This window comes from Methylobrevis albus, from assembly GCF_015904235.1.
Classification (GTDB): Bacteria; Pseudomonadota; Alphaproteobacteria; order Rhizobiales; family Pleomorphomonadaceae; genus Methylobrevis_A; species Methylobrevis_A albus.
Genome location: NZ_JADZLT010000056.1, coordinates 129,116 through 140,733, shown reverse-complemented (window position 1 = coordinate 140,733; position 11,618 = coordinate 129,116). Strand labels below are relative to the sequence as shown.

At 71.1% G+C, this 11,618-nt stretch carries 9 protein-coding genes; 4 read left to right on the top strand and 5 right to left on the bottom strand.

The features are described from left to right. Positions 1–21: 21 nt before the first annotated feature. Both I5731_RS18075 and mfd read left to right on the top strand, forming a co-directional pair. The gene (locus tag I5731_RS18075; RefSeq protein ID WP_197312814.1) at positions 22–318 is read left to right on the top strand and encodes an FAD assembly factor SdhE; all 297 of its coding nucleotides are present in this window, start codon (positions 22–24) and stop codon (positions 316–318) included. 39 nt (positions 319–357) lie between these two features. Next, on the top strand, positions 358–3,852 hold the full coding sequence (gene mfd, locus I5731_RS18070) for a transcription-repair coupling factor (RefSeq protein WP_235981897.1): 3,495 nt from the start codon (positions 358–360) through the stop codon (positions 3,850–3,852). A 279-nt stretch (positions 3,853–4,131) separates the two neighbouring features. On the opposite strand, the gene I5731_RS18065 is transcribed toward mfd, so the two are convergent. The 4 genes from I5731_RS18065 to I5731_RS18050 form a co-directional block, all read right to left on the bottom strand. Beyond that, on the bottom strand, positions 4,132–4,821 hold the full coding sequence (locus tag I5731_RS18065; RefSeq protein ID WP_328839152.1) for a hypothetical protein: 690 nt from the start codon (positions 4,819–4,821) through the stop codon (positions 4,132–4,134). A gap of 89 nt (positions 4,822–4,910) precedes the next feature. Then, the gene (locus I5731_RS18060; protein ID WP_197312812.1) at positions 4,911–5,555 is read right to left on the bottom strand and encodes a DsbA family oxidoreductase; all 645 of its coding nucleotides are present in this window, start codon (positions 5,553–5,555) and stop codon (positions 4,911–4,913) included. 96 nt (positions 5,556–5,651) lie between these two features. Beyond that, positions 5,652–7,307, bottom strand: a complete 1,656-nt coding sequence (locus tag I5731_RS18055) for an AMP-binding protein (protein ID WP_197312811.1) — start codon at positions 7,305–7,307, stop codon at positions 5,652–5,654. Positions 7,308–7,359: 52 nt separating this feature from the next. Next, positions 7,360–9,264, bottom strand: a complete 1,905-nt coding sequence (locus I5731_RS18050) for an extracellular solute-binding protein (protein ID WP_328839151.1) — start codon at positions 9,262–9,264, stop codon at positions 7,360–7,362. 295 nt (positions 9,265–9,559) lie between these two features. Here I5731_RS18050 and I5731_RS18045 point away from each other — a divergent pair, with 295 nt between their 5' ends. Continuing rightward, complete coding sequence (locus tag I5731_RS18045; protein WP_197312810.1) at positions 9,560–10,234, top strand: invasion associated locus B family protein; 675 nt, start codon at positions 9,560–9,562, stop codon at positions 10,232–10,234. 118 nt (positions 10,235–10,352) lie between these two features. Here the strand turns inward: I5731_RS18045 and I5731_RS18040 are convergent, their stop codons facing one another. Further along, positions 10,353–10,841, bottom strand: coding sequence for an outer membrane protein assembly factor BamE (locus I5731_RS18040; protein ID WP_197312809.1), 489 nt, complete (start codon positions 10,839–10,841; stop codon positions 10,353–10,355). 203 nt (positions 10,842–11,044) lie between these two features. Between I5731_RS18040 and I5731_RS18035 the strand changes: the two genes are divergently transcribed. Beyond that, positions 11,045–11,593, top strand: a complete 549-nt coding sequence (locus I5731_RS18035; protein ID WP_197312808.1) for a ubiquinol-cytochrome C chaperone family protein — start codon at positions 11,045–11,047, stop codon at positions 11,591–11,593. Positions 11,594–11,618: the final 25 nt, after the last annotated feature.

Below are 11,618 nucleotides of genomic sequence, written 5' to 3'. Positions count from 1 at the left end.
ACGGCCGGCGACGAGGTAGTGATGACGGGATCGACACTTTCATCGGCCGACCTGCCGCCGCGGCGGCGACGGCTGCTGTTCCGCGCCTGGCATCGCGGCATGCGCGAGATGGACCTGGTGCTCGGCCGCTTCGCCGACGCCAAGCTCGGCACGTTCGACGACGCCGAGATCGACGCCCTCGAACACCTGATGGAAGCCCAGGACGCCGACCTGCACGCCTGGTTCATCGGCACCAAGCCGGTGCCGCCCGAGCACGACGGGCCGATGCTGGCGGCGCTGCGCCGCTTCCACGTCGAGAACCCGCTGAACAACGGCTGACGGCGCGCTGCGCCCTGACCGGTACGGAAGAGAACCCGCTTGTCCGACGCCCGAGACCTCTTCGAGGAGTTCCGCAGCCTGATCGTCGCCAACGTGCCGGACGGCGCCGAGGCGATGGCGCTGGCGCGGCTGCTCGGCAGCGGCGGCGGCCTGCGCGCCGTCTTCGTCGCGCGCGACGGCGAGCGGCTGGCGCAGACGGCCCGCGTGCTCGCCTTCGCCGCCCCCGGCATGGAGGTGGTCGAGTTTCCGGCCTGGGACTGTCTGCCCTACGACCGCGTCTCGCCGACCCCGGCCCTCGTCGCGCGGCGCATGACGACCCTGTCGCGCCTCGCCGCGATGCAGGAGGGCGAAAAGCCCTTCGTGTTGCTGACGACCTCGAACGCCCTCGTGCAGCGCGTCGTGCCCCGGTCCATCGCCGCCGCGCAAGGGCTCAGCGCCGCGCCGGGCAACCGCGTCGACATGGGCCGGCTGACCGGCTGGCTCGAGGACAACGGTTTTGCCCGCGTCTCCACCGTACGCGACACCGGCGAATACGCCGTGCGCGGCGGCATCGTCGACCTGTTCGCCCCCGGCACCGACGCCCCGCTGCGCCTCGACTTCTTCGGCGACACGCTGGAATCGATCCGCAGCTTCGATCCCGAGAGCCAGCGCACCATCGGCCAGCTCCGCCGCGTCGACCTCGTGCCGATGAGCGAGGTGACGCTGACGCCGGCGTCGATCAAGCATTTCCGCCAGGCCTACATCACCCGTTTCGGCGGCGCGACGCGCGACGATCCGCTCTACGAGGCGGTGAGCGAGGGCCGGCGCTATGCCGGCGTCGAGCACTGGCTGCCGCTGTTCCACGACGGGCTGGAAACGCTGTTCCATTACACCGCCGGCGCGCCATACGTGCTCGATCCGCTCGCCGAAGAGGCGATGGGCGAGCGGCTGACCACGGTGCGCGATCACTACGAGGCGCGCGCCGAGGCGCTGAGATCCGGCCAGACCGGGGCTGCGCCCTACAAGCCCGTCGACCCGGCCGGGCTCTATCTCGGCCCCGACGAGATCAAGGCGGTGTTCGCGGCGCGCGAAGTGGCGCGGCTGACGCCGTTCCAGGTGCCCGACACCGGCACGATGATCCTCGACTTCGGCGGCAAGCAGGGCCGCAGCTTTGCCGCCGAGCGCGCCACCGGCGACGTCAACGTCTTCGACGCGCTGGTGAAGCATTTCCGCGAGGTGCGCGACCGCGGCAAGCGCATCGTGCTCGCCTGCTGGTCCGAGGGCTCGCGCGAGCGCCTCGCGCAGGTGATCGCCGACCACGGCGTGCAGAAGGCCGATCCGGTCGCGACGCTGGACGCGGCGCTGGCGCTGCCGACCCACGTCCTCGGCCTCGCCGTGCTCGGCATCGAATCGGGCTTCGAGACCGACCAGGTGGTGATCGTCGGCGAGCAGGACGTGCTCGGCGACCGCCTCGTGCGCGGCGCCCGGCGCAAGAAGGCGAAGAACGCGCTGACCGAGGTCGCGAGCCTCTCGGAAGGCGACCTCGTCGTCCACGTCGACCACGGCATCGGCCGCTTCCTCGGCCTGCGCACCATCGAGGCCGCCGGCGCACCGCACGACTGCCTCGAGATCCTCTACGCCGAGGGAGCCAAGCTCTACCTGCCGGTCGAGAACATCGACCTCCTGACCCGCTTCGGCTCGGAAGAGCAGGAGGTCCCGCTCGACCGCCTCGGCGGCGGCGCCTGGCAGGCGCGCAAGGCGAAGATGAAGAAGCGGATCCGCGAGATCGCGGGCGAGCTGATCAAGACCGCCGCCGCACGCCTGCTGAAGACCGCGCCGGTGCTGTCGCCGACCGAGGGCATCTACGACGAGTTCGCCGCCCGCTTCCCCTACGACGAGACCGAGGACCAGCTGAACGCCATCGAGGCGATCATCGAGGACCTGCAGTCGGGCCGGCCGATGGACCGCCTCGTCTGCGGCGACGTCGGCTTCGGCAAGACCGAGGTGGCGCTGCGCGCCGCCTTCGTCGCGGCGCTGTCGGGCAAGCAGGTCGCGGTCGTGGTGCCGACGACGCTGTTGTCACGCCAGCACTTCAAGACCTTCTCCGAGCGCTTCCGCGGCCTGCCCGTCCGCGTCGAGCAGGCCTCGCGCCTCGTGCCCGCCAAGGACCTCGCCCGCACCCGCGAGGGCCTGAAGGACGGCACCGTCGACATCGTCGTCGGCACCCATGCGCTGCTGGCCAAAAGCATCGGCTTCCGCGACCTCGGCCTGCTGATCATCGACGAGGAGCAGCACTTCGGCGTGAAGCACAAGGAGCGGCTGAAGGAGCTGAAGTCCGACGTGCACGTGCTGACGCTGTCGGCGACGCCGATCCCGCGCACCCTGCAACTGGCACTCACCGGGGTGCGCGAGCTGTCGCTGATCGCGACGCCGCCGGTCGACCGCCTCGCGGTGCGCACCTTCGTCTCGCCGTTCGATCCCCTGGTGATCCGAGAGGCGCTGTTGCGCGAGCGCTACCGCGGTGGCCAGGCGTTCTACGTCTGCCCGCGCGTCTCCGACCTCGCCGCCCAGCGGGAGTTCCTCGAGCGCACCGTGCCGGAGGTGCGCGTCGCCGTCGCGCACGGCCAGATGGCGCCGACCGAGCTCGAAGACATCATGAACGCCTTCTATGAAGGCCGCTTCGACGTGCTGCTCTCGACGACGATCGTCGAATCCGGCCTCGACATCCCGACCGCCAACACGCTGATCATCCACCGCGCCGACATGTTCGGCCTCGCGCAGCTCTATCAGCTGAAGGGCCGCGTCGGCCGCTCGAAGACCCGCGCCTACGCGCTGTTCACCGTGCCGGCCGAGCGCAAGCTGACCGCGACGGCGGAGCGGCGGCTGCGCGTGCTGCAGTCGCTCGATACGCTCGGCGCGGGCTTCCAGCTCGCCAGCCACGACCTCGACCTGCGCGGCGCCGGCAATCTCGTCGGCGAGGAGCAGTCCGGCCATATCAAGGAAGTCGGCTACGAGCTCTACCAGCAGATGCTGGAGGAGGCCGTCGCCTCGCTGAAGACCGGCGACGACAGCCTGACCGACGACCAGTGGTCGCCGACGATCTCGGTCGGCACGCCGGTGATGATCCCGGACAGCTACGTCCCGGACCTGCAGCTCCGCCTCGACCTCTACCGCCGCCTCGCCGACCTCACCGAGACGGCCGACATCGACGCCTTCGGCGCCGAGCTGATCGACCGCTTCGGCCCGTTGCCGACCGAGGTCGAGCATCTCCTGAAGATCGTGCTGATCAAGGCGCTGTGCCGGCGCGCCAATGTCGAGAAGGTCGACACCGGCCCGAAGGGCATCGTCATCGCCTTCCGCGGCGGCCAGTTCGAGAACCCGGCGGCGCTGGTGCGCTACATCGGCGAGCAGGGCGTGCTGGCGAAGATCCGCCCCGACCACAAGATCGTGCTGTCGCGCGACTGGCCCGACCCCGACCAGCGCCTCAAGGGCACCGCCGCGGTACTTGTCCGCTTGGTGCGGATGGTCGACGAGGTGAAGCCGAAGGCGGCCTGAGCCGGGGCGGGGCAGGGCCTTCTCCCGCACCGGGGAGAAGGCGATCCGGCGCGTCGTCAGCCACGTCTCGCCGGCGTCAGCGCTTTGCGCTGTTCGCGACGACGCTCGCATAGCCGAGACCGGCGGCGAACAGTGCGAAGGTGGCAAGAACACCGGCGACGAAGATCATGGTTTCCATCGGCATGGCAGGGCCCTCCTTGAGTTGGCTCGCCCATCCTGCCGATCCCTGCCGCGGCGTCTTTGATCCGGGTCAATGACGGCCCCGGCGGGCGTCCGGTCCTAGCTGCCGGTCGCAGGGCCGTCCGCGCCGCCGGCGCCCATGCCCATCCCGGGTCCGAGACCACCGCCGCCGGCTCCGCCAGCCCCACCTCCGGCGCGTCCGCCGCCGCCGTCGCGATTCCCGTCGCCCCGGCCACCGCGGCTCCCGCTCGCCTGCGGCCGCGTCGGGCCCTGCAGCGGGATCGTCACGCTTTCGGGGATGGGGTCGAGATCGAGCGCCTTGCGGATGTAGTTGCGCAGCGAAATCACGAGTTCCGCCGTGTGGATCGGCCGTCCTGCCGCCATGTCGCCCGCGGCTTGCCCGGCAAGGCGCACATGCTCCTCGGTGCCGAGCAGCAGGATATCGGACAACGCCGCTTCGACGGCGTCGCGAATCCGGCGCGGCCGGTCCGACGTCGTGCCACCGGGCGCATCGGACGGCGCCGGCTGCCCGTCCTCGAGCGCGCCACGCTGGTCGCGAAGATGCAGCGGATTGACGGTGAGCTGTCCGGTGAACGAGCCGCCCAGCGTCCGGTAGGCGGCGATCAGCGTCTTCAGGCGCTCGTTGATCTGCCGGTTCATCCGCTGTTGCCGCTGCTGGATCGTCAGCAACATCAGGACGCGAATGCCGACACCGATCAACGCGAACAGGGCGAGGCCGAGCACGGTGGTCAGCACGCTTTCCCAGGAACTGAAGTCGATCAGGCGCACGTCGGATCTCCCGCTGGCTTCCCGCGACCATACCCGCATCGCCGGAGAAATGCGCAGCGCGTCGCCCGTCGTGGACGCCCCGGAGATCCTCAGGCGGGCTGCGCCGCCTGCCGGATCGCGTCGGCCAGCACCTCGGGCGGCTGCGCGCCGGAGACCGCATAGCGGCCGGCGAGCACGTAGCAGGGCACTCCGGTGATGCCGAGCCGGCCCGCATAGGCGATCTCGGCCAGCACCGCTTCGACGTCGCGGTCGCTGGCGAGATCGGCGGCGACGGCATCGGGATCGAGCCCGGCGTCGGTGGCGACGGCGACCAGCGTCTCGGGCAGCGACAGGTCGTGTCCCTTTTCGAAGAACGCCGAGAACAGCCCCTCGACCACCTCCGACTGCCGGCCACTCTCGGCGGCCCAGCGGATCAGCCGGTGCGCGTCGAGGCTGTTCGGCGCGATCTTGATGCGGTCGAAGGCAAAGCCAATGCCGCGATCGGCACCGAGGGTTTCCAGCCGGTGGTGCGCCGCCTCGATCCGCGCAGGATCCTTGAACTTGTCCAGCATGTAGCGCGTCCGGTCCTTGCCCTCGGGCGGGATCGTCGGATCGAGCTGAAACGGCCGCCAGCGCACCTCGACCGCGAGGTCGCCGAGCAGCGGCAGCGCCGCTTCGAGGTTGCGCTTGCCGAGGAAGCACCACGGACAGACGACGTCGCTGAACACATCGACGGTGACGGCAGGGGCGGTCATGGCATCGTCCGCGCTGGACGCAGCGCCGCGCGGCCTGCGTCGGGGAAGGGGCGCGTCACCGTTCGGGCGGCGCTGAGGGGAGGGCCGTCTGTCGCCTCAGGCGGCGATCGAGCCGCGGAAGACGTCGCGGCTCAGCACCCGGCCGTCACCGCCGCGCGCGATCGTGTCGACCTCGACCAGCAGCGACGGCGCCTCGAGTGCCGCGGCGCCTGTTTCGGAGAGGAACTGCGCGATCCGCTCGGGCGAGCAGTCGCCGCCCGGCCGGCGCACGAAGGCAAGGCCGATGCGGGTGCCGAGCAGCGGGTCGGCGACGCCGAACGCAGCCGCGTCGAGCATGCCGGGGAAGGTCGCAAAGCGGGCGTCGAGCGCGGTCGCCTCGAAACGCTGGCCGGCGACGACGATCGCCTCCGGCCCGGGCTCGGCGATGCGCACCCCGGTGCCGTCGCCGGTCGCCTCGCCGGTGAGGCCGGTGCGGAGCAGGCCGTCGCCGTTGACCGGCAGCACCAGGCCGCTGCCGCCGGCGGCGGGCTCCGGCCACGGCGCGTCGGGCACCAGGGCGCCGCGCAGCAGGATGTCGCCGGTGACCGCCGTCTGGCGCCGGTCGCCGGCCCGGACGCGCGGCCGGAGCAGGATCTCGACCGCGGACGGCGCGGCCGGCCCGGCCGGGCGGGAGGCGGCCTGTTGCAGCAGCGGCCACGGCGATGCGCGCTCGCCGTTCCGCGGCGTCGACAGCAGCAGCAGGCCGCCGAGCGTCGAAAGATCAGCGACGCGGACCCCTGCCGGCACCGTGCCGCGGGTCGGCTGCACGCCGCTGGAGACGAGCGACAGCGCGGGCAGGGTGTCGCTTGCGAACTCGCCGAGCGGGGCGGCGAGCACCTCGGGCAGCAGCAGATGATCGGGCCGGCTGGCGGCGCAGTCGGCGGCGAGGCGGGAGAGGCGCGCGACGTGGTGGAAATCGAGCCGTCCCGCCACCGTGATCGCCGTGGCGAGCCCGCCCGCGAGGCCGGCGAGCCCTGCCGGCGCCAGCGTGGTGGCGATCGCGGCGCCCGCCTCGATGCCTGCGGCACCCGCATGGGCGCGCGCGGCGGCGATCAGGTGGTTGTGGCTGGACGGGACGACCAGCAGGCGCCCGTCGCGCTGGACCAAGGAGAGCGCGGCGATGTGGTCGGCCGGATTGCCGCGGCGCACCACCTCCGGCATCGCGCTCTCGCCGGTGATGTCGGAAAGCACCAGCCCGAGGTCGATCAGCCCGTCGGCGAGGTCTTCGCCGATGCCGAATACGAAGCGGATCGCGAAATGCGCGGCGGCGACGTCGCGCATCCGGCTGCCGCAGTCACGCCCGTCGACGATCGAGGCGGTGACGATGGCGCGGATGCCGGCGGTATCGATCGCCGCCGAAATCTCGGCGTCGGACCAGCCGAGGTCGAGCGGCGCGACGACAAGGCCGGCACGCCAGGCGGCGAGCACGACGATCGCCGCCTCGGCCATCGGCGGCAGGTGCACGCCCACCACCGTGTCCGGCTTCAGCCCGATCCCGGCGAAGAAGCCCGCCAGCGCGTCGATCCGAGCCATCGCCCCGGCGCGGTCGTAGCGGGCGGCCGCCCCCGGCACCGGCTCGGGCCCGCCGTCGGCGAAGGCCGGCGCGTCGGGCGCGGCGGCGGCCGCGGCGTCGAAGATGCCGTCGAGGGTCGCCGTGCCCCAGAGGCCGGCGGCGAGGAAGGCCCGGCTGCGCTCGTCGGAGGTGAGGATCATGCTGTCGCGTCCGGTTGGGTGGGCCGTCGGTGTCTCGGGGGGCGGCGGTCGGTCAGGGCTTCGGGGCGTCCGGATCGAACCACCACGTCGGCGTCTGGAACCCCGACGGCTGCTGCGGCGGCGGGCCGGTGACCCGTACCCAATGGGCGATGCGGTCCTCGGCGAGGTGGAACAGCGGGATGACGTAGCGGCCGGAGATCAGCACCCGGTCGAGTGCGCGCACGGCGGCCTCGAAGTCTTCGCGGCTGGTCGCGGCGAGCAGGGCGTCGATCATCGCGTCGACCGCCGGGTTCTTGACGCCGGCAAAGTTGAACGTGCCGTCGACGTCGGCGGCCTCCGAGGACCAGCGGTTGAGCTGTTCGCGTCCCGGCGACAGCGACGCGGTCCACAGCATCTGCAGCATGTCGAAGTCGTACTGCTTCTGCCGGTCCCAGTACTGGGTCGAATCGACCGAGCGCACCTGCATGTCGATGCCGAGCCGCTGCAACATCGGCCGAAAGGCGATGGCGAGGCGTTCCTGCTCGCGGGCGTTGACGAGGAACTCGAAGGAGAACGGTTGTCCGTCCGGGCCGAGCAGGCTGCGGCCCGCGAGCCGGAAGCCGGCGGACTGCAACAGATCGAGCGCCTTGCGCAGGTTCGCCCGGTCGCGGCCCGATCCGTCGCTGCCGGGGGGGCGATAGCTGCCGTCCATCACCTCGGGCAGCACGGCATCGCCGAACGGCGCGAGCAGCGCGCGCTCGGCGTCGGTCGCCGGCTGCCCGACCGCCGACAGGCCCGAGGCCTCGAAGAAGGACGAGGTGCGAGTATAGGCGCCGAAGTAGAGGTTGCGGTTCACCCACTCGAAGTCGAACAGATAGGTGAAGGCCTCGCGCACGCGCGGGTCGTCGAACGGCTTGCGGCGGGTGTTGAAGACGAAGGCGTTCATGCCCTTCGGGATGCCGCTGACGAAGCTGTCGCGCACCACGGCACCCGCGCGGGCGGCCGGGAAGTCGTAACCCTCCGCCCAGCGCCCGGCGTCCGTTTCGAAGTGGACGTCGACGTCGCCCTTCTTGAAGGCTTCGAACAGCGAGTTGCCGTCGCGGAAATACTCGATCCGGATCTCGTCGAAGTTGTCGAAGCCGCGTTTGATCGGCAGGTCCTTCGCCCAGTAGTCCGGGTTGCGGGCAAGGCCGAGGCGCTGGCCGGGGCGCACCTCGGCGATCGTATAGGGCCCGCTGCCGAGCAGCGGCGTCAGGCTCGACTGGTCGAAGGTCTCCGGGTCGACCTTCGCCTTCGAGAGCACCGGCATCAGCCCGATCAGCATCGCAAGCTCGCGGTCGGCGCCGCCTTCGAAGCGGAATCGGACGCCGTCGCTGCCGAGGCGCTCGGTGGCGACGATGCGGCGGAAGCGGTCGCGGTAGATCGGCCGGCCCTTGGTGCCGAGCAGCTCGACCGAGAAGATCACGTCGTCGATGGTGAGCGGACTGCCGTCGGAGAACCGCGCCTCGGGATGAGCGCGGAAGGCGATCCAGGAGCGATCGTCCGCCGTCTCGACCGCGGCGGCGATCAGGCCGTACAGCGTGAATGGCTCGGCGGCGGAGCGCACCAGCAGCGTCTCGAACACGTTGTTGCCGATGATCGCATCGGCGATGCCGCGCGGGGCATTGCCGCGCACGATGAAGGGGTTGAGGCTCTCGAAGGTCCCGACGAAGCCATAGGCGATACGCCCGCCCTTGGGCGCCGACGGGTCGACATAGGGCAGGTGCGCGAAGTCCGCGGCGAGCGCCGGAGTCCCGTGCATCGCGATGCCGTGCCCGGTGACGGCGTCGTCCGCCGGATCTTCCGCGGCGAGGGCGACGGGAAAGCGCAGCAGGTCGAGCAGCGGCAGCGCGGAAAGCCCGACGACGCCGCGCCGCGTCCAGCCGGCCGCGCCATGCGGGCCGGAGCGGGACGGTCGGGTGGGCGGCACTGTCGGCACGGGTGGGTCTATCCTCTGGATTCGCAAGCCTGATTCGCATTTCAGGATATCATGTGGCACCCGGAGCCGGCGACACGGCGTCATCCCGCTTCAAATCCTTGTCCACACCCGATATGACAGGCGCCGCGAGGCCACCGTCTCGCCCCAATTTCCGGTCAGGAGAGGCGCGTCGGGGCGGGTCGCGGCGGATTTTCGCGGCGACAGAACTGCGAGCAGCTCGGCGGGCGCCCGGCGGACTTCGGGGCGACCGCCGGTGAGGCGCCCAGCAGAAAACGACACCAAGGGATCAATTCGAATGTCGATCATCGATTTCGGCCGGGCCGGCGCGCATCTCAAGACGGCGGCCGTGGCCGTGGCCGTATCGGCCGGGCTTCTGGCGGCGCCCGCACTGGCGCAGGACGCCCCGGCCCCCGCCGCGAATGCCGCCGCCGGCGGCACGTCGTCGGGCTGGGTCAAGGTCTGCGGCAACGACCAGACGTCGAAGAAGGAAATCTGCTTCGTGCAGCGTGAACTGCGCACCGAGTCCGGGCAGTTCATGGCCTCGGCCGGCATTCGCGAAGTCAAGGGCGAGTCGCGCAAGATCCTGCTGGTGCAGGTGCCGGTCGGCATGCTGATCCAGCCGGGCATGCGCGTGCAGACCGACAAGAACAAGCAGGAAGCGGCGAAGTACACGATCTGCTTCCCGAACGCCTGCTTCGCCGAGCTGGTGATCAACGACGATTTCGTCAACGGCCTGAAGCGCGGCAACAACCTGGTGCTCACCACGCTGAACCAGCAGGGCAAGGGCGTCAGCTTCCAGCTCAGCCTGTCGGGCTTCACCGCCGCCTATGACGGCGCCCCGCTCGACACCGCCGCCATGCAGCGCGAGCAGGCCCGCCTGCAGGAAGAGCTGCAGCGCAAGGCCAAGGAAGCGCAGCAGAAGCTGATCGACGCGCAGAAGAACGCGCAGGACCAGTCCGAGGCGCAGTGACGCCCGGCGCGGGGCGCGGCGACGCGCCTCCGGGCTGCCTGTTCCAACGAAAAAGAGCCCCGGCGTTGCGGCGCCGGGGCTCTTTCGTCTCGATACCGCGAGGGGCGGCGGCGCCGGCTCAGAAGCCCGGTGCGAGGTTCGCCCCGAGCAACTGGCCGATGAAGGTGACGTCGCGGCCGGTCGTGCGGGTCCGGCGCGAGATGAAGTCGAACACCTTGCCGTCCTGCAGGCCGTAGTTGCCGATCTCGCGCACCGTGTTGTTCGCATCAAAATAGACGGCGAGCACGCGCTGGTCGGTGATCCGGCGGCCCGTGAAGGCGCCTTCGGAGATCGCCTGGGAAATGTAGTAGTAGGCCGTGCCGTCGAGCGCCGAGGTGGTAGACGGCGTGCCGAGAACGAGGAGCACCTGCTCCTGGCTGGAGCCGATCGGCACCTGCTCGATCGCATCGAGCGGCATCACCCAGCCGTGCTGCACCGGCGGACGCGAGCAGGCCGCGAGCGTCGCGGCGAGCGCGAGCCCTGCGAGCACGACGGCCCGCCGGGATGCGGTTCCGGGCCGGGCGCGCCGGGGCGCAATGTCGAGCGGCTCCGAAAAACGCTTGTTCATGAAGGTCTCCTGCCTGCGTCCCGCTTCCGAGCTTGGCAACTTGGGTAGCGTGCGTTAGGTCACAAAGCAACGCCCCTCGCGGCCCGCCACGGTCGATGCGGCGCGTCGCCGCCGGTCATCGTCGATCCGGCCGGGCGAGTCACCAGTTTCTTGTGGTTGAATTGCGGCCGGCGTCTGCGGCCGCGCCGGAGGATCCAGGTCCGATGCTGTTCGGTCTGTTCAAGCGCGACACGGCCGCGTCGGCGGCCGCCGAACTCTACGCCGCCGCCGTCGCAGCGGCCCGGCGGCCGGCGCTCTATGCCGACCTCGGTGTCGCCGACGTGGTGGAGGGCCGCTTCGAGCTCGTGCTGCTGCACACCGCGCTGGTCGTGCGCCGGCTCGGCACCGAGGGGGCGGCGGAGCGCGACACCGGCCGGGCGCTGGCCGAAGCCTATTTTGCCGACATGGACCGCACGCTGCGCGAGATGGGCATCGGCGACCTCGGCGTGCCGAAGCGGATGAAGAAGATCTCCGCCGCCTTCTACGGCCGCCTCTCGGCCTATGATGCTGCGCTCGCCGCCGACGACCGCGAGGCGCTGCGGCAGGCGCTGGTGCGCAATGTCTATGACGGTGTCGAGGCGCCGGGCGCCGAAGGGCTCGCCCGGCTCGTCGCCGCCACCGCCGCCGAGCTCGCGGCGCAGCCGACCGCCGGGCTGCTCGCCGGCCGGGTGGCCTTTCCCGAACCGTCCGCCGCCACGCCGGCGGGTCTTTGACCTCAAGTCCTGATTTCGGGGTGTT